Source organism: Allobosea robiniae (assembly GCF_900102525.1).
Taxonomy (GTDB): Bacteria; Pseudomonadota; Alphaproteobacteria; order Rhizobiales; family Beijerinckiaceae; genus Allobosea; species Allobosea robiniae.
On the sequence record NZ_FNBZ01000010.1, the window covers coordinates 52,172 to 69,197 of the forward strand.

Sequence of the window (17,026 nt, forward strand, 5' to 3'; positions counted from 1 at the left end):
GGGGAACGCATCGTTCAAACGGGAGAACAGACACATGCCGCGCCAGCCGATCACGCCGACGAAAACGGCCCTTGCCCTCGTCATGGGCCTGGGCCTGTCGAGCGCTGCGCCCGCCTGGGCGCAGGAACTGACCGTCGTCTCCTTCGGTGGCTCCTACCAGGAGGGGCAGAGCAAGGCGCTCTTCCAGCCTGCCGCCAAGGCGCTGGGCATCAAGATCAAGGAGGAGACCTATACCAGCATCGCAGACCTGCGCCTCAAGGTGAAGGCCGGTGCCGTGACCTGGGACGTGGTCGCCAGCGGCTCCGGAAGCGCCGCCCGCGCCGGCGCAGAGGGCATCCTCGAGAAGCTCGACTACAAGGTCATCGACACCTCGAACTTCCTGCCCGGCACCAAGCAGGATTATTGCGTCGGCGGCGACGTTTTCTCGACCGTGCTCGCCTGGAACACCAAGACCTACGGCCAGAACGGGCCGCAGAGCTGGGCCGATTTCTGGGACGTGAAGAAGTTCCCCGGCAAGCGCTCCTATCGCAAGAGCGTGGCCGGCGCGCTGGAGCCGGCCCTGATGGCCGACGGCGTTCCCGCCGACAAGGTCTACGAGGTCCTGTCCCAGCCCGGCGGTATCGAGCGCGCGATCAAGAAAATCCGCGAATTGAAGCCGCATATCGCGGTCTGGTGGAGTTCGGGCGCGCAGCATGCCCAGCTGATGAAGGACGGCGAGGTCGACATGATCACCGGCTGGAACGGCCGCTTCGATGTCGCCGCCAAGGACGGCGCCAAGGTCGCCTATACCTTCAACCAGGGCCTGCTCGACTATGACTGTTTCGCGATCGCCAAGGGCGCGCCGAACAAGGATCTGGCGATGAAGTTTCTCGCCGAGATCAGCAAGCCGCAATACCAAGCCGAGTTCACGAAGTACATCACCTACGGCCCGACCAACAAGAAGGCCTATGAGGGCGGGGCGATCGATGCGGCCTATGCCAAGACCCTGCCGTCCCATCCCGACAATGCCGGCAAGCAACTGACGATCGATCTGGACTGGTACATCAAGTTCGAAGCCCAGGCTTCCTCCGCCTACCAGAACATGCTGACCGAATGAGACTGGCCGGCGATCACGAGCGGCCGCGCGATGTGGCCGCTTCTGCCTCGGGCTCCGCGACGGCCTTGCCCATCGCGGTCCGGCGGCTGAGCAAGGCCTATGGCGCGGTGCCGGTGCTGGACGAGATCGATCTTGATGTCCGGCCCGGCGAGTTCCTGACGCTGCTCGGCCCGTCCGGCTCGGGCAAGACGACGCTCTTGATGGCGATCGCCGGTTTTCTTAGGCCCGACAAGGGGTCGATCCGCTTCGGCGAGCGCGAGGTCGTCCGCCTCGCGCCGCACAAGCGCGAGATCGGCATGGTCTTCCAGAACTACGCGCTGTTTCCGCATATGGATGTCGCCCGCAATGTCGGCTTTCCCTTGCGGTTGCGGCGTGTGCCGGCGGCCGAGACCGCCCGGCGCGTCGAGTCGGCGCTGGAGATGTTCCAGCTCGGCGGCTTCGGTACCCGCCGGATCGACCAGCTTTCCGGCGGCCAGCGCCAGCGCGTCGCGCTCGCCCGCGCCATCGTCTTCGAGCCGCGCATCATCCTGATGGACGAGCCGCTTTCGGCGCTGGACAAGCAATTGCGCGAGCGCATGCAGATCGAATTGCGCCAGCTCCATGAGCGCTTGGGCACCACCACCGTCTATGTCACGCATGACCAGCGCGAGGCGCTGACCATGTCGGACCGCGTCGCCATCCTCGATCGCGGCCGCATCGCCCGCATCGACACGCCGCGCGCGATCTATGACGATCCCGGCAGCCGTTTCGTCGCCGAGTTTATCGGCGAATCCTCCTTCCTCGACGTAGCGATCGCGAATGGCATCGCTCGCGCCGCCGGTGCGACCATCCGCGCCGACAACCTTCCGACGCGGCAGGGCCGCTGCACGATGGTGCTGCGGCCGGAGCGCCTGCATCTGCTCGGACCGGGCGAAGGGGAGGGAATGAATTGCTTCGAAGGCCGCGTGACGGGCGCGGTCTACCAAGGCGACACGCTGCTGTTGCAGACGGTCCTGAACGGCGGGAGCCCGGTTGCGCTGCGCCTGACGACGCGTGGCGGCGAAGGCCCGCCGCCCGTACCGGGTACGCCCGTCCGCATCGGCATTGCCGTCTCCGATACCGTGCTGCTGCCCGACGAGGCGCGGGGCGCGCCGTGACGGCCGCGAGCGCCTTCGATTCCGCCGGCCCGGCCGGCGATGACCACGCCGCCGGCCTGCGGCGCGACCAGTGGCGCGAGCGCATGGGGTTGGCCAGCCTCGCGGCACCGGCGCTCCTGCTCGTCACGATCACCATGCTGGTTCCGGTCGGCTGGCTCTTCGGCCTGTCCTTCCTCGACGACAACGGCGCGCTGAGCCTCGAACACTATCGGCGCATGCTGGCCGAGCCCTCTTATGGCCGGACCTTCCGCACCACCTTCGAGATCAGCTTCGTCACCACGCTGATCTGCATCCTGCTCGGCTATCCCCTGGCCTATTTCCTGTCGCAACTGCCAAGGCGGGCCGCCAATCTCTGCATGATCGCGGTGCTCTTGCCGTTCTGGACCTCGCTTCTGGTGCGCACCTATGCCTGGCTCGTGCTGCTCCAGCGTAGCGGCCTGATCAACACATGGGGCATGAAGCTCGGCCTCTGGAGCGAGCCCTTGCAGCTCGTTCACAACATGGGCGGCACGCTGATCGGCATGGTCCATATCATGCTGCCCTTCATGGTGCTGCCGCTCTACGGCACGATGCGCGCGATCGACCGGAACCTGCTGCGCGCCGCCGCCAGCCTCGGCTCCACGCCGGTCCACGGCTTCTGGACTGTGTTCTTCCCGCTCTCGCTGCCCGGGCTCGCGGCCGGCGCTTCGCTCGTCTTCGTGCTCTGCCTCGGCTTCTATGTGACGCCGGCCATGCTCGGCGGCGGCAAGGTGACGATGGTCTCGAACCGCATCGCCAACGATATCGAACTGTTCTTCAACTGGGGCGCGGCGAGCGCGCTCGGCGTCGTGCTGCTGGTAATCACGCTGGTCGTGCTCGTGCTGGCGGCGCGGTTGTCGCGCGGCGCCGGCCTGTTCGGGGCGGGGCACTGAGATGAGCTGGCTCGATCGTCCCGCCAGCGACACGCAGATCAGCCATGGCGCGCGGCTCTGGCTCTATGCGGTCGGCGCGCTGGTGCTGGCCTTCCTGGCCATACCGACGCTGATCGTCATCCCGATGTCCTTCTCCCAGTCGCAATATCTGGAGTTCCCGCCGCGGGAATGGTCGCTGCGCTGGTACGAGGCCTATTTTGCCTCGTCGAGCTGGATGGCGGCGACCGCGACCTCGTTCAAGGCAGGCTTCTGCACGGCATTGCTGGCGACACCGATGGGCACCCTCGCAGCCTACGGCCTGCACACCGCGCGCCTGCGCTTCGTGGGGCTCGCGATCCTCGCCCTGCTGACGCCGACGATTGTGCCGGTAATCCTCGTCGGCATCGCGCTGTTCTACGCTTATGTGCAGCTCAAGATGGTCAATTCCTTCCTCGGCATCGTTCTGGCGCATACGATGCTGGCCGTGCCGATCGTGATGATGATCGTCGGCTCGGCCCTGAAGAGCTTCGATCTCGATCAGGAGCGCGTGGCGCGCAGCCTCGGCGCCACGCGAACCCAAGCCTTCCTGCAGGTGACGGCGCCGCAGATCGGCTTTGCCCTCGTCACCTCGGCGGTGCTGTCCTTCCTGACCTCCTTCGACGAGGTCGTGATCGCGCTTTTCGTCTCCGGCGGCGATAACGCCACGCTGACGCGGATGATGTTCCTGGCGCTGCGCGACCAGATCGACCCCACCATCGCCGCGATCTCGACGATCATGATCGTGATGACGTCGCTGCTGCTGGCGGTGTCGCAGCTCTTCGGCAAAAGCGAGACCTGAGGGGTCGCAGGCCATCAACAAGACGCCGGCCGTGGGAGCGGCCGGCGTCGTGAATATCCTGATGGAAGCCTGGCTCTACGTCTTCGGCTCGGCCGCAGGCGCCGGCTGCGCGGGCGCCTTGCTCGCCCCGCCCACGGACGCGGCCAATAGCGCCTGCGTCGGATCGGCGCCCTCGAACCCGGCCTGCTTCAGGATCTCGTCGAGGATCGGCTTCTGCGCGGTGAAGCTGAGCAACTGGCTCGACAGATCGCGGACCGCGCCCGCCTGCTCGCCGCCCGCACCGCCATTCATCGCGCCGACGAGATTGCCGGCGCTGAAGATGCGGATATCCGAGATCTTCTCGATCGGCTTCATCGCCTGCGCCAGGGCGGCCGGCACGATGTCGACGCGGGCCTTGTTGAGTTCGAATTCGATGATCGCCGGCGACAGCGCGTTGCGGGCCTCGTTCTTGGCCCGCTCGGCCCGCGCCTGCGCCTCGCCGAGTTCGATCACGCCGGCCGCGCGAATCTTGGCGGCGGCGGCTTCCGCCTCCGCTTCGATCTTGGTCGCGGCCGCGAGGTTTTCCGCGGCCTGACGCTCGGCCTCGGCCTTGACGGTGACCGCTGTGGCCTCCTGCTCGGCAATACGGCGCGCATCGAGCACGGCGATGCGCTTGGCACGTTCGGCGATCTCGACCTCGCGGGCCGTCGTCACCTGCTCTTCGGCGGTGATGGCGGAAGCCTTGGCCTCGTCGGCGCGGGCGCGGGCGGCCTGTTCCTCCTCGGTCTTCTGGGCAACGGCGATCGCCGCCTCGATACGCGCGGTCTCGGTGATCTTGCGGGCTTCCGCCTCACGCTCGGCAATGCCGCGCTCGGCGGCGATGCGGGCGGATTCACGGGCCTGGCGCGTCTCGGAATCGCGTTCGGCGATGCCGCGCTCGGCTTCGAGCCGCGCCGTCTCCTCATTGAGACGGGCGAGCTGCTCGGCCTTGGCCGCCTCGGCGCGGGTTTCGGCCGTCTTGTTGGCGATGTCGCGTTCCTGGCTGAGCTCGGCGTCGCGCTGCTCGCGTTCGATCGTCAGGCGGCGCAGCGAGGCCTCGCGGTCCTTGGTCGCGATCTCGACCTCGTTGTCGCGGACGATCTGGTTGCGCTCGCGCTTGCGCTCCTCGGTGATCTTGGTCAGCGCCGTCAGGCCTTCGGCGTCGAAGGTATTGTTTGGGTTGAAATGCTTGATATCGGTCTGGTCGAGCCGCGTCAGCGAGACCGATTCCAGTTCCAGACCGTTGGACTGAAGGTCATGCGCGACCGCCGCCTGCACCGACTTCACGAACTCGGCCCGCTGCTCCTGCAGATCGCGCAGCGACATGGTGGCGGCGACCGAGCGCAGGCCGTCGACGAACTTGGCCTCGACCAGTGCCTTGAGGGCATCGGCATCGTTGGTGCGGTCGCCCAGCGTCTGCGCGGCGAGCGCGATGTTCTCGGCATCCGGCTTCACGCGGACATAGAACTCGGCGGTGATATCCGCCCGCATCCGGTCCTTGGTGATCAGGGACTCGTTCTCGGCGCGCTTCACTTCGAGGCGCAGCGTGCTGAGCGAGACCCAGGAATAGGAGTGGAAGATCGGCAGGATGACCGAGCCGCCGTCGAGCACCACCTTCTTGCCGCCGAGGCCAGTGCGGACATAGGCCTTGTCGCGCGTCGCCCGCGTGTAGAGCGACGTCATGATGATGCCGATCACCACGACGGCGACGAGAATGCTGGCGGCGATGATGCCGAGCGTGAAGAAATCCATGTCTCAGACCCCCGTTGAGGCGCTGTTTGCGACGCTGTCCGGCGCGGGAATGGCCTCGAACAGGCCGTCCGCTCCATCGACGATCAGCACCAGCGTGCCCGTTGCCATCAGATGTCCCGGCGCCGCCCTGGCGCGCAGGATGTGAACATTGTCGTACCGGTCCTTCACGCGAACCGAGCCGGGATGGCCCTGGTCGAGCGGGCCGATCGTGACGGTGCCGATCAGGCCGATGAATTCTGCCTGGCTCAGCGCATTAGTTTCGTCGCGCGGGATGATGCGGGCGATGCCGCGGCTCGCCCAGCGCGTCGCCGGCACGGCCGCCAGCATGGCGGCTGGCACGGCGATCAGGAGCGGCAGCGGCCGCAGGATCTGCGCGGCCAGGCTCTGCAGCGCGAAGCCGAAGACGGCGAAGGCGGTGAGCAGGATCACCGCCAGGACCAGGATCGGCACGCCGCCGGCATTGAGCCAGGACATCCAGCCGCCGAGCAGGCCGGCTTCGTGGTCGCCCGGCCCGTGATGGCCGAGCCCGTCATCGAGCAGACCAGAGGCCGAGGCGCCGATCAGGACCGAGACCAGCTCGATCAGGCCGAGCCCGGCCACGACCATCAGCGCCACCCAGAAGGGCGCGGTGCCCGGCTGGATGATGTCGCTCATCAGCGCTGGCCTTCCCGGAACGCCCTTAGCCTGGCTTCGATCGCATCCTCGCGCTGGATACGGCCGAGCTCATCCACCTCCGCCGCGCCCGTCATCGGCTTGGCCGGAACTCCGGTGACGCGCTCGACGGCGGAAAGGGCCGCGGCGAGGCGCTGATCGTTGCGCTGCGAGGGGGTGGAGGGATCGTTCGCAGCGACGGCACGTTCGGCGCGCCTGGCATCGTCGAGCCGCTTCATCGCGTCGGCGCGGGCCGAGGCGATGCTGCGCAATGTGGCCTCGGCTTCCGCGATCTCGCCGGCATTCTCGGTGACGGCCTTGGCGAGCGCGGTGCGCTGCGCTTCGAGGTCGATCTGGACGCCGGTCGCCGCACGGGCAAGGTCCTCGCGGCCCTTCTCCAGCCCCGTCTTGATCTTCTGGTCGAGGTCGCGGATTTCCTCGTCGAGATCGGCGGCCTTGGCCTTGAGGCGATGGCCGGCGGCAACCGCGACGCCGAGCGCGGCCCGGGCCTCCTCGGCGATTTTCTCGATCTCGCGCACGGCCTGCTGTGCGACGGCGGTGGTGTTGGCGCCTTCGGCGGCGTCGACCGCATTGTTGACGACGCCGGCGATCACGCGACCGAGGCGGGCAAGGATTCCTTCGTTGGACATCGTGCTCTCCCTGTGTGTGTGAATTCCGGCCTGGACAGCGACGAGGACACTGATCGTCGATCCCTGGAAGGACAGACGCGCCTCGGCAAAGTCGTTCCAGCCGCCGCGATAGCCATCCACCGAATAGGGGACGACAATCCGCCCGTTGATGGTGGCGATGCTGATGCTGTCCGGGCCCTTGATGGCGAAGAGTTTGGAGTCGAGCGGGATTTCGACGGTGGGCTCGTTGGGCTGTTGCCGGCTGTGGTCGCGCAGCGCCAAGGTCGCCATGCGCGATGGGAGGCCGGTTTGCGCCCGGATCTCCTCATAGGCTTCCTCGTGCAGCGCCACGAGATTGGCGCCCGTCGTACCGTCGAGGATCGCCATGGCCTGCCGATAGGCGGCGAGGGTGGCATTCAGCGCCTCGCGATCTTCGCCGCTGGGCGCCAGCAGAAGCGCCATCGTAGTTTGAGGCTTCTTGACCATACGCTTTATATAAAGCACTTCATTGGTGCTTTCAAGATGGGCGCTGCACCGGGCTCCGTGAAAGTTAACGCAGGTTAACGGCCTTGGCCTCAATTCGCGGCAGATAGGCCACGGCAGGCCAGTCGCACCAGCCCCTCGATCTGGCGGTCGAGTTCGGGGCGGGGGACGGCTATCAGCTTCTCCTCCAATCCGATCGCGACGACGCCGTGGACGGCCGAGAACAGCGTCCGGCCCAGGAGGTTGCGATCCTCCGCGCTGCGATCCGGCACCAGCGTGCCCAACGGCTGGAGGATGTGCCGGAACATGGTCATCTGCTCAGAGACGGCCCAGTCGGGCACCACGGCGCCCTCAGCCATGCGGTGTTCGAACAGCACGCGCCAGAGCTGCAGGTTGTCGCGGGCGAAGGCCGAGTAGGCGAGGGCAACAGCAACGAGGGCTTCCGTGGCCTGTTCCTGTGACGAAACGGGTGGGGATGCGGCGTTGAGCGCCGCGTCAAGCCGGGCGAGGGTGCGCGAGCCGACCCGCAGTACGAGCTCGTCCATATCCGCGACGAGATTGTAGATCGCGCCGAGCGAGCAGCCGATCTCCTGCGCGAGCTCGCGCGCCTTCAGGCCCGCAAGGCCTTTCCCGGCGATGGCCCGCTCTGCCGCATCGATCAGAAGGTCGCGCTGCCGGTCACGCCGCGCTGCCGTGGTGGTCATCTCTGCGTTCTCGCCTCGGTCGTCTGTCGCCTGACTGTGAACGTCGTTCAAAATAATTCTTGAACGACGTTCATGAATGCGCTATCGATTCATTCGTGAACAACGTTCATAGCAGGGGAAAGCCAATGCTCAAAATGTTTCTCACCTTCGTTCGTGGCGGCGTCGCCGTCGCCGAGGAGCGCTTCGCCGATCGCAACGCCCTTCTGATCCTCGACCAGCAATTGCGGGACGCAGCCGGCGCCTTCGAGCGCGCCAAGAAAGCGCTGGCGATCGCAATCGCGCAGGACCGGCAGGAGACCGAACGCCTCGCCTCAAGCAGCACGCGCATCGCCGATCTGGAAAACCGCGTCGCAGCGGCATTGGGCGCTGGTGACGAAAGCCTCGCCCGGGAGGGCGCCGAGGCGATTGCGGCGCTGGAGGCTGATCGCGAGGCGGCTTCAAGCGCGCAGGCGCTCTTCGCTACCGAGATCCTCCGCCTGCGCCGTCATGTCGCTCAGGCTCAGGCGCGGATTGCCGAGCTCGATCGCGGCCGGCGCCTCGCCCGTGCCTCGGAGGCCGTGCGCCAGATGCGGCAGGGCCGGATCGAGCCCGGTCCCGCCCATGAGGCGACGCTGGCCGAAGCCGAGCAGACGCTGAAGCGGCTGCGGGAGCGCCAGGTCGAGGCTGAGGCGGCGGAGACTGCGCTCGACGAACTCGATGGCGCCGCCGCAATTTCCGTCGCGGAAAAGCTGGCGGCCAAGGGCTTCGGCCCCCGGCTGCGGACGACCGCCGAGGATGTGCTGGAGCGCCTGCGCCAGCGTGCGCCCGCCCCCGCGAACTGATCGAGCGGCAATCGCATTTCAAACAGGGAGATCGTCATCATGAACCAGAACGTTCAGCCGCATAGCGGCGCCTGGGTCAGCTTCACCTACGCCTCCTTCTTCGCTGCCGGCGCGATGGTCGCGGCTGGTATCCTGTTCCTGCCGCTCGACTGGTGGGCCAGGGGTTATCTCGCCATGGGTTGCGTCATGCTGGTCCAGTCCTGCATCACCATGACCAAGACAGTGCGCGACATGCACGAGGCGTCCAGGCTGGTGAACCGCATCGAGGACGCCCGCACCGAACGCCTGCTGATGGATGCCGGCAAGCCGGCGCCGTGAACCTCGCCGGTAAGCTCCGCTTAACCGCAAGATCGCATCGCCCGCCGCCGGCAAGGATTGCTTTGCGGGGGCGATGCGAACCTTTCTCGAACCGCGCGAGTGCATGATGTTCGACACCCTGATGCTGAAAAGGCGCTTCGCGCCGCTGTTCTGGGCGCAGTTCTTTTCCGCCTTCAACGACAATTTCCTCAAGAACGCGCTGGTCTTCATCATCCTCTACCGGCTCGCCGGTTCGCATGGCGAGGCGCTGGTGACGCTGGCGGGCGGGCTCTTCATCCTGCCTTTCTTCCTGCTCTCCGGCATCGGCGGTCAGATGGCCGACCGCTTCGACAAGGCGATGATGGCGCAGCGCCTGAAGCTGGCCGAGATCGGCGCGGCCGGCGTCGCGGCGCTCGGCTTCACGCTGCATTCCGTGCCGATGCTCTTCGTCGCGCTCTTCCTGTTCGGCGTCATCGCCGCCCTGTTCGGGCCGATCAAATACGGCATCCTGCCGGATCACCTGAAGCGCGAGGAACTGCCGGCCGGCAACGCGCTGATCGAAGGCGCGACCTTCATCGCCATCCTGCTCGGCACCATCGCCGGCGGCCTGACGGCGCGCGAGGGAGGCGATGCCGCCCAGCTCAGCCTGCTCATCATGGTCTTCGCGCTGGCCTGCTGGGTCGCGACTTTGTTTATCCCGAAGACCGGCCCCGCCGCGCCCGATCTCGTGATCGACCGCAACATCCTGCGCTCGACCCGCGACCTCCTGAAAGACCTCTGGGCTGATGCGCGGCTCTGGCGCACGGGCGTCATGGTCTCGCTCTTCTGGCTGATCGGCGCCGTCGTGATGGCGCTGCTGCCGGCGCTGGTGAAGAACGGCATGGGCGGCACCGAGATGGTCGTCTCCGCCTATCTCGCGACCTTCGCGATTGCGATCGCCGTCGGTTCCGGCATCGGCTCCTTCCTGGCGAGCGGGCGCATCGTGCTCCTGCCCGTGCCGGTCGCCGGCATCGTCATGGGCCTGTTCGCGCTCGATCTCGGCTGGGCCGTGTCCGGCATCATCGCGCATCAGCCGGCGCAGGATATCGGCGTCTTCTTCGGCGGTTCTCCCGCCTGGCGCGTCGGCATCGACCTTGCCGGTCTCGCCATCGCCGGCGGCATCTTCATCGTGCCGTCCTTCGCCGCGACCCAGGCCTGGGCGCCGGCCGAGAAACGCGCCCGCATCGTCGCCGCCGTCAACGTGCTCTCGGCCGCCTTCATGGTCGCCGGCGCGGCGTTCGTTGCCCTGCTGCAGGCGGCAGGCCTGACGCTCAGCCATCTCTTCCTGCTGATCGGCGCCCTGACCATCGCGGCCTCGGTCTGGATTTTCCGGACGCTACCGACCAATCCGCTCAGCGATTTCCTCTCGATCCTGTTCCGCGCCTTCTACCGCGTCGAAGTCACCGGCCGCGAGAACATTGCCAAGGCCGGCGACAACGCCATCATCGCGCTGAACCATGTCTCCTTCCTCGATGCCGCGCTCGCGCTCTCGATCCTCGACAAGGAGCCGGTCTTCGCCATCGACCATGGCATCGCCCAGCGCTGGTGGGTAAAACCCTTCCTGAAGCTGACACGGGCGATGCCGCTCGATCCGTCACGCCCGCTGGCGACGCGCTCGCTGATCAACGCGGTCAAGAACGGCGAAAGCCTGGTGATCTTCCCGGAAGGGCGCCTCACCGTCACCGGCAGCCTGATGAAGGTCTATGACGGCGTCGGCATGATCGCCGAGAAATCCGGCGCTCCGATCGTGCCGGTCCGCATCGAGGGGCTGGAAGCGACGATCTTCTCGCGCCTGACCCGCGAGCAGGTCCGCCGCCGCTGGTTCCCGAAGGTGCGCGTCACGGTGCTGGACCCGGTCTCGCTGACCGTGCCCGACGAGCTCAAGGGCAAGCCGCGCCGCCAGGCTGCGGGCGCCGCGCTCTACCAGATCATGTCGGACCTGATCTTCAAGACCACCGATATAGACCGCAGCGTCTTCGAGGCTGTTGCCGAAGCCGCCAAGCTCAACGGCAAGGGCCGTGTCGCGGTCGAGGACCCGATCACGGGCACGCTGACCTACAAGCGCCTCCTGATCGGCGCCGAGGTGCTCGGCCGCAAGCTGATGCCGCTCGCCGGAAAGGGCGAGGCGATCGGCGTGATGCTGCCCAACGCCAATGGCGCGGCCGTGACGCTGCTCGGCCTGATGTCGGCGGCGCGCGTGCCGGCAATGATCAATTTCACGGCCGGCGCCGGCAACATCGCATCCGCCTGCAAGGCGGCGCAGGTGAAGACCATCGTCACCTCGCGCGCCTTCGTCGAGAAGGGCCGGATGGGCCCGCTGATCGAGGCGCTCTCGGCGGATGTTAAGGTCGTCTACTTGGAAGACGTCCGCGCCACCGTCTCGACCGGCGACAAGCTCAAAGCGCTCTGGCGCCATGGCCATGCGATCGAACAGGCGAAAGGCTCGGACCGCGCCGCGATCCTGTTCACCTCGGGCTCGGAAGGCGCCCCCAAAGGCGTCGTGCTCAGCCATGCCAACATGCTGGCCAATGCGGCGCAGGCTGCGGCGCGCATCGATTTCGGCCGGCGCGACAAGGTCTTCAACGTGCTGCCGGTCTTCCACTCCTTCGGCCTGACGGCGGGGCTCATCCTGCCGCTGGTCTCGGGCGTGCCGGTCTATCTCTATCCCTCGCCGCTGCATTACCGGATGGTGCCGGAGCTGGTCTACGGCTCGAACGCCACGATCCTGTTCGGCACCGACACCTTCCTCACCGGCTATGCCCGTGCCGCGCACCCCTACGATCTGCGCTCGCTGCGCTACATCGTGGCCGGCGCCGAGCCGGTGAAGGACACGACGCGGCGGACCTATGCCGAGAAATTCGGTCTGCGCATCCTCGAGGGCTATGGCGTGACCGAGACCGCGCCGGTGCTGGCGCTGAACACGCCGATGTTCAACCGCTTCGGCACGGTCGGCCGGATCATGCCGGGCATGGAAGCCAGGCTCGAGCCGATGCCGGGCGTCGAGGAGGGCGGTCGCCTGCATGTCCGCGGCCCCAACATCATGCTGGGCTATCTCAAATCGGAGAACCCCGGTGTGCTGGAGCCGCCGCCCGAAGGCTGGCACGATACCGGCGACATCGTCGTGATCGACAAGGACGGCTTCGTCACCATCAAGGGCCGGGCCAAGCGCTTCGCCAAGATTGCGGGTGAGATGGTCTCGCTCGCCGCGGTCGAGGCGCTCGCCGCCGAATGCTGGCCGGGCGTGCTGTCCGGCGTCGCCAGCCTGCCCGATGCCCGCAAGGGCGAGCGGCTGGTGCTGGTGACGCAGCAGAAGGATGCAACCCGCGCCGCCTTCCAGACCTTCGCGAAGGGCAGGGGTGCTGCGGACCTGATGATCCCGGCCGAGGTCGTGGTGGTGCCAGCCGTGCCGGTGCTCGGCTCCGGCAAGCTCGATTTCGCCGGCATCGCCAGGCTGGTCAAGGAGCGGGCCGCGTCGCCCGCGCCTCTGCCGGTGGAGGTCTGATGCTCGGCTTCTGGCTGAAGGCGCTGACCCGGCCGACGCTGGACCTGACGCTGACGACGGCGCCGGGCCAGCAGACCCGCATCATCGAGCGGCCGGGCCTGGTGCTGGATGATGCGGAGCTCGCCGCGCTGGTCGAGCAGTTGCGCACGGTCGCGGGCCGGACGCTGGCGCAGGGCGCGTTGACCTATGGCGTCTTCTCCGGCGAGCGCGAGCGCCTGAGCCAGAGCATCATCACCCTGATCAGCGAGACGGCGACCGGCCGGCCGATCGCCTTCAATGCGCTGGCGCAGATGCCGCTCACGCTCGCGGGCGAGCCCGAGCAGGTCACCCATCTCGGCCTCGTCATGGTCGATCCCGAGGTACGCGGGCGCGGTCTGTCCTGGGTGCTCTACGGCCTGACCGTGCTGGTGCTGTTCGTGCGCGGAGGTTTGCGACCGCGCTGGATCTCCAACGTCACGCAGGTGCCGAGCGTCGTCGGCATGGTCTGCGAGACCTTTTCGGAGGTCTATCCCTCGCCCGATCCGGGCAGCCGCCAGAGCTTTGCGCATCTCTCGCTCGCGCGGCAGATCATGCGCGATCACCGCCATGTCTTCGGCGTTGGCCCCGAAGCCGGCTTCGACGAGAGCCACTCGATCATCACCGATGCCTATACCGGCGGCTCGGACGACCTGAAGAAGAGCTTCGAACAGGCGACACATCACCGCGAGGAGCGCTACAACGCATTCTGCCGCGAGAAGCTCGATTACGGCCGCGGCGACGACGTGCTCCAGCTCGGCCGCATGGATTTAGCCGCGGCGCGGAGCTACCTGCTCGGCCAGGTGCCACGTTCATCGCTGCCGGGACTGCTCGGCGCTTCGGCCTTCCTGCTGGTACAGCGCCTCCTGCTGCCGCTGGGGCATTGGCTCGACGATAGCCGCCGTTTCGGTACGCTGCGTCCGCGCATGGCAAGGACGAAACCATGATCCCCGGCTTCAGCTACGAGCTCTTCGCCACCCGCAATATCGGTTTCGTCTCGGAGGCCGAGCAAGCGCGTCTGCGGCAGGCGACGATCTTCGTCTGCGGCGTCGGCGGCATGGGCGGGGCGGCCTTCATGGCTCTGGTCCGAGCTGGGGTCGGCCGCTTCGTCATCGCCGATATCGACGTCTTCGAGATATCGAACCTAAACCGGCAGGTCTTCGCCCATGCCGGTACGATCGGCCGGCCGAAGGCGGACGCGGCGGCCGAGGCCGCGCGCGCGATCAACCCGGAGATCGAGATCGAGGTGCTCGGCGCCGAATGGGTCGAGCGCCTGCCGGAGATCGCCCGTCGCTGTCCGGTGATTGTCAACGGCATGGACGACATCGCAGCCGGCCTGCACCTCTACCGCACGGCGAAGGTGGCCGGAGCGACTGTGATCGACGCCTATATGGCGCCCTTGCCCTCGGTGATCGCGGTCCGCCCCGACGACCCGCGGCCTGAGGAGAGACTGGGATTCCCGACCATCGGCAAGGACTGGCGCAACCTGTCAGAGGATGACAGGCGCGCGGCCATGCTCTGCGAGGTCACGCATGTCATGCTGCATTCGCGCTCGCGCCATCATGTCGATCTGGCCATTGCCGGCGAGGTCGCGGCTGGCCGGCGCAGCCGCATGTCCTTCGCGCCGATGGTGATCACGACGGGCATGATGATGGCCTATGAGGCGATCGCGCTCACGCTGGACCGGCGCACCGGAACCGATTGCCGCGGCTGGTTCTTCAACCCCTATCGGCCGGCGGTGGAGCGGCCCTGGCCGGCTCCGATTGCGGCGCTGCTGAAACCCTTCGTGGCGCGGGCGCTCGCCAAGATGGTCTCCGGGCCATGACCGGCGGCTTCGCCAATCCGGCCTTGGTGGCGGATTCGATCGTCGATCTCTGTGGCGCGCTCGGGCTTGCCGTCGCGATGATGAGCTTGCGTCGCCGCGATCCGCGTGGCGCTCTGACGCGGCGCTTCCTCGTCGCGATGGGGCTGGTCGCGGCGCTTTTCCTGCTGCGCGCGCTCGGCTGGTGGAGCGGCAGCGTGTTGCTCAGCCGGCTGGCGCTGGCCTGTGCCGCGCTGTTCCCGCTCGGAGCCTTGATCGTCACCGAGGGCATGCTGCGCCGGCATGCCCCGCGTCCCGGCAAGATCGCGGTGCTTGCCGGATCGCTCCTGCTGGTTCTCGCCGGTCTCCTCGGCTTCGACGAGCCGGGCCGGGCCTATGATCTGGCGCTGGCGGGCTTCCAGCTCCTGACGATTGCCTTCTGCGGGCTCCTGCTGTTCCGGCGGGATCAGGCCTCGCTGACCGTGTCCGAGAACACCAGCGTCTGGCGACTTGCGCTTTGCGCCTTCCTGATCCTGCCCTTCGCGCTCAGCGATTTTCGCGAGTTGCTGCCGGGTCTGCCGGTGAGGCTCGGCGGCGTCGGCGCCTTGCTTCTGGTCTCGATCCTGCTGGTGACCGGCGGGGCGGCACCGGCCCGGCGGCAGCGCTTCGCGATGCTCAGCCTGCGCGTCGTGGCCGCGCTGCTTCTGGGTTTCGCGGCGGCGCTGGTGACCCCCGATGCCGGCTTCGCCCATGTTGCAAGACTCTGCGCCGTCGCGCTCGCCGGGGTGCTCGCCATTGCGCTGGCCGTCGATGCGCTGTCGAGCGCGTTCGATGCGGAAGCGCCCGGAATCCTCGATTCCCTTGCCCGGTCGCGAGCGCAGACGCGGGAAGCCTTGATCGCCCAGCTCGCGACACATCCGTTGTTCGGCAGCGCGCGCCGGCTCGATGAAGCCGGGCTCGCCGATTACGACCCCGCCATCCTGCGGCCGGCCTTGCATGGCATCGGCGTGCTGCACGCCTCCGGGCGCGGCTGGCCCTGGCCGGCGACCGATCCGGCTGCCGAGCGATTGGCGGCGCTGATGGCCTCCCATGCCGGGAGCCATCTGCTCGTGCTGGGCGAAGCGCCGCTCGACCTGCTGCTGGTGACCGTGCCGGTGGTCTCTGCCGATCCGGCGACCGAGACGGCACTGGCCTTGGTGCGCCGCTTGCTGGCAACCGCACCGAGCGAGGCAGCCGCATGATCGAGATCCGCAGCAACGACCGCAAGGCGGCCTTCGCCGTCACCGCCGATGTCTATCCGCCCGACAGCCGCTACGTTCCGCCGATGTGGTCCGATTTCGACCGCATGCTCGATCCGGCCCGGAATCCGCTGGTGACGCAGGGCCATGGCCGTTTCGAGCTGTTCACCGCGCTGCACGATGGCCGACCCCTCGGCCGCATCGTCGCGGCGATCCATGACGCCTCCAACACCAGGCACGGCACTCTGCGCGCGCAGTTCGGCTATTTCGACTGCGCTGATGATCCCGAGATTGCTGCGGCCCTACTCGGCTCGGCGGAGAATTGGGCGCGCGAGCGCGGCATGGCCGAACTCGTCGGCAACTTCAATCTGACCGCGATGCAGCAAGCCGGTGTCGTCACCGGCGGCTTCGACAACGCGCCCTTCACCGACATGCTCTGGAGCCCGCCGTATATCGCGCGCCTGCTCGAAGCGAACGGTTATGCCCCGACCTTCCCGATGACGACCTTCCGGATCGATCTCGCCGATATCGATCCGCGCAGTTTGCTCGGCCCGAAGCAGCAGGAGATCCTCGCCGATCCCGATTATCGCTGGATGCCGATTGACCGCCGCCATTTCGCCGAGAGGCTTGAGGACTCCCGGCTCATCCTCAATGACGGCTTCGACGCCAATCCGATGTTCGTGCCGCCCACGGCCGAGGAATATCGCTTCCAGGCCGGCGACATGATGTGGGTCATCGACAAGCGCATCTCGACCGTGGTTCATCACAAGGGGGAGCCGGTCGGCGCGATCATCGCAATCCCCGATCTCAACCCGCTGGTGAAGGCTGTTGGCGGGCGGATGGGCCTGAGCTTCCCGTTCCGCTTCCTGCGGCATCGCTGGACCAACCGGCGCGCGGTGATCGTCTACCAGTCGGTCAATCGCGCCTTTCACAATCGCGGCCTCAACGGGGCGATGCTGTTCAAGGTCGTGAGCGCTCTCAAGGAGGCCGGCTATACGGAGCTCGGCGGCACCTGGATCGCCGACGTCAACGGACCGAGCTTGCGCCAGGCCGAGAAGGCCGGTGCCAAACCGCTGCATCGGCTGCATCTCTTCGCCAAGCCTCTGCGAGATTGAG

General features: G+C 67.3%; 15 protein-coding genes. 11 read left to right on the forward strand and 4 right to left on the reverse strand.

Annotated elements, in window-relative coordinates; genetic code table 11:
• Positions 1 to 34: 34 nt before the first annotated feature.
• From BLQ70_RS23545 to BLQ70_RS23560, 4 genes are read left to right on the forward strand one after another with little or no spacing between them, the layout of a single operon-like run.
• On the forward strand, positions 35 to 1,096 hold the full coding sequence (locus BLQ70_RS23545; protein ID WP_170843514.1) for an ABC transporter substrate-binding protein: 1,062 nt from the start codon (positions 35 to 37) through the stop codon (positions 1,094 to 1,096).
• Positions 1,097 to 1,128: 32 nt separating this feature from the next.
• A complete protein-coding gene (locus BLQ70_RS23550; RefSeq protein ID WP_244512135.1) occupies positions 1,129 to 2,232 on the forward strand; it encodes an ABC transporter ATP-binding protein in 1,104 nt (367 codons plus the stop codon).
• On the forward strand, positions 2,229 to 3,143 hold the full coding sequence (locus BLQ70_RS23555) for an ABC transporter permease (protein ID WP_244512136.1): 915 nt from the start codon (positions 2,229 to 2,231) through the stop codon (positions 3,141 to 3,143). The genes BLQ70_RS23550 and BLQ70_RS23555 overlap by 4 nt, the downstream gene beginning before the upstream one ends.
• A 1-nt stretch (position 3,144) precedes the next feature.
• Positions 3,145 to 3,960: an ABC transporter permease gene (locus BLQ70_RS23560; RefSeq protein ID WP_091862187.1), complete on the forward strand. Its 816-nt coding sequence runs from the start codon at positions 3,145 to 3,147 to the stop codon at positions 3,958 to 3,960.
• 75 nt (positions 3,961 to 4,035) lie between these two features.
• Here BLQ70_RS23560 and BLQ70_RS23565 read toward each other — a convergent pair whose 3' ends face one another.
• From BLQ70_RS23565 to BLQ70_RS23580, 4 genes are all read right to left on the reverse strand, one after another.
• Positions 4,036 to 5,730, reverse strand: coding sequence for a flotillin family protein (locus BLQ70_RS23565; protein ID WP_091862190.1), 1,695 nt, complete (start codon positions 5,728 to 5,730; stop codon positions 4,036 to 4,038).
• A 3-nt stretch (positions 5,731 to 5,733) separates the two neighbouring features.
• The gene (locus BLQ70_RS23570) at positions 5,734 to 6,384 is read right to left on the reverse strand and encodes an OB-fold-containig protein (protein ID WP_091862193.1); all 651 of its coding nucleotides are present in this window, start codon (positions 6,382 to 6,384) and stop codon (positions 5,734 to 5,736) included.
• Entirely contained in the window at positions 6,384 to 7,472 is a 1,089-nt protein-coding gene (locus BLQ70_RS23575; RefSeq protein ID WP_091862196.1) for a PspA/IM30 family protein, read from the reverse strand. Before BLQ70_RS23575 ends, BLQ70_RS23570 begins: the two co-directional genes overlap by 1 nt.
• Positions 7,473 to 7,585: 113 nt before the next feature.
• Positions 7,586 to 8,197, reverse strand: coding sequence for a TetR/AcrR family transcriptional regulator (locus BLQ70_RS23580; protein ID WP_091862199.1), 612 nt, complete (start codon positions 8,195 to 8,197; stop codon positions 7,586 to 7,588).
• Positions 8,198 to 8,322: 125 nt separating this feature from the next.
• On the opposite strand from BLQ70_RS23580, the gene BLQ70_RS23585 reads away from it, so the two are divergent.
• The 7 genes from BLQ70_RS23585 to BLQ70_RS23615 all read left to right on the forward strand — a co-directional run bounded on the left by BLQ70_RS23585 (position 8,323) and on the right by BLQ70_RS23615 (position 17,025).
• A complete protein-coding gene (locus tag BLQ70_RS23585) occupies positions 8,323 to 9,018 on the forward strand; it encodes a PspA/IM30 family protein (RefSeq protein WP_091862202.1) in 696 nt (231 codons plus the stop codon).
• Positions 9,019 to 9,057: 39 nt separating this feature from the next.
• Entirely contained in the window at positions 9,058 to 9,336 is a 279-nt protein-coding gene (locus tag BLQ70_RS23590) for a YiaA/YiaB family inner membrane protein (RefSeq protein ID WP_061966449.1), read from the forward strand.
• A gap of 106 nt (positions 9,337 to 9,442) precedes the next feature.
• Positions 9,443 to 12,856 (forward strand): acyl-[ACP]--phospholipid O-acyltransferase, encoded by a 3,414-nt coding sequence (locus BLQ70_RS23595; protein ID WP_091862275.1) that lies wholly within the window; start codon positions 9,443 to 9,445, stop codon positions 12,854 to 12,856.
• Complete coding sequence (locus BLQ70_RS23600; RefSeq protein ID WP_091862205.1) at positions 12,856 to 13,818, forward strand: hypothetical protein; 963 nt, start codon at positions 12,856 to 12,858, stop codon at positions 13,816 to 13,818. The genes BLQ70_RS23595 and BLQ70_RS23600 overlap by 1 nt, the downstream gene beginning before the upstream one ends.
• On the forward strand, positions 13,815 to 14,696 hold the full coding sequence (locus BLQ70_RS23605) for a ThiF family adenylyltransferase (protein WP_091862208.1): 882 nt from the start codon (positions 13,815 to 13,817) through the stop codon (positions 14,694 to 14,696). The genes BLQ70_RS23600 and BLQ70_RS23605 overlap by 4 nt, the downstream gene beginning before the upstream one ends.
• Complete coding sequence (locus BLQ70_RS23610) at positions 14,693 to 15,913, forward strand: hypothetical protein (protein WP_091862211.1); 1,221 nt, start codon at positions 14,693 to 14,695, stop codon at positions 15,911 to 15,913. The genes BLQ70_RS23605 and BLQ70_RS23610 overlap by 4 nt, the downstream gene beginning before the upstream one ends.
• Positions 15,910 to 17,025 (forward strand): GNAT family N-acetyltransferase, encoded by a 1,116-nt coding sequence (locus BLQ70_RS23615; protein ID WP_091862214.1) that lies wholly within the window; start codon positions 15,910 to 15,912, stop codon positions 17,023 to 17,025. Before BLQ70_RS23610 ends, BLQ70_RS23615 begins: the two co-directional genes overlap by 4 nt.
• Position 17,026 lies beyond the last annotated feature (1 nt).

Coding starts and splice junctions, on each gene's coding strand:
- BLQ70_RS23575 (WP_091862196.1), bottom strand. CDS start 7,472: ATGGCGCTTCTGCTGGCGCCCAGCGGCGAAGATCGCGAGGCGCTGAAT.
- BLQ70_RS23595 (WP_091862275.1), top strand. CDS start 9,443: ATGTTCGACACCCTGATGCTGAAAAGGCGCTTCGCGCCGCTGTTCTGG.
- BLQ70_RS23605 (WP_091862208.1), top strand. CDS start 13,815: ATGATCCCCGGCTTCAGCTACGAGCTCTTCGCCACCCGCAATATCGGT.
- BLQ70_RS23600 (WP_091862205.1), top strand. CDS start 12,856: ATGCTCGGCTTCTGGCTGAAGGCGCTGACCCGGCCGACGCTGGACCTG.
- BLQ70_RS23545 (WP_170843514.1), top strand. CDS start 35: ATGCCGCGCCAGCCGATCACGCCGACGAAAACGGCCCTTGCCCTCGTC.
- BLQ70_RS23585 (WP_091862202.1), top strand. CDS start 8,323: ATGCTCAAAATGTTTCTCACCTTCGTTCGTGGCGGCGTCGCCGTCGCC.
- BLQ70_RS23565 (WP_091862190.1), bottom strand. CDS start 5,730: ATGGATTTCTTCACGCTCGGCATCATCGCCGCCAGCATTCTCGTCGCC.
- BLQ70_RS23580 (WP_091862199.1), bottom strand. CDS start 8,197: ATGACCACCACGGCAGCGCGGCGTGACCGGCAGCGCGACCTTCTGATC.
- BLQ70_RS23615 (WP_091862214.1), top strand. CDS start 15,910: ATGATCGAGATCCGCAGCAACGACCGCAAGGCGGCCTTCGCCGTCACC.
- BLQ70_RS23560 (WP_091862187.1), top strand. CDS start 3,145: ATGAGCTGGCTCGATCGTCCCGCCAGCGACACGCAGATCAGCCATGGC.
- BLQ70_RS23590 (WP_061966449.1), top strand. CDS start 9,058: ATGAACCAGAACGTTCAGCCGCATAGCGGCGCCTGGGTCAGCTTCACC.
- BLQ70_RS23610 (WP_091862211.1), top strand. CDS start 14,693: ATGACCGGCGGCTTCGCCAATCCGGCCTTGGTGGCGGATTCGATCGTC.
- BLQ70_RS23570 (WP_091862193.1), bottom strand. CDS start 6,384: ATGAGCGACATCATCCAGCCGGGCACCGCGCCCTTCTGGGTGGCGCTG.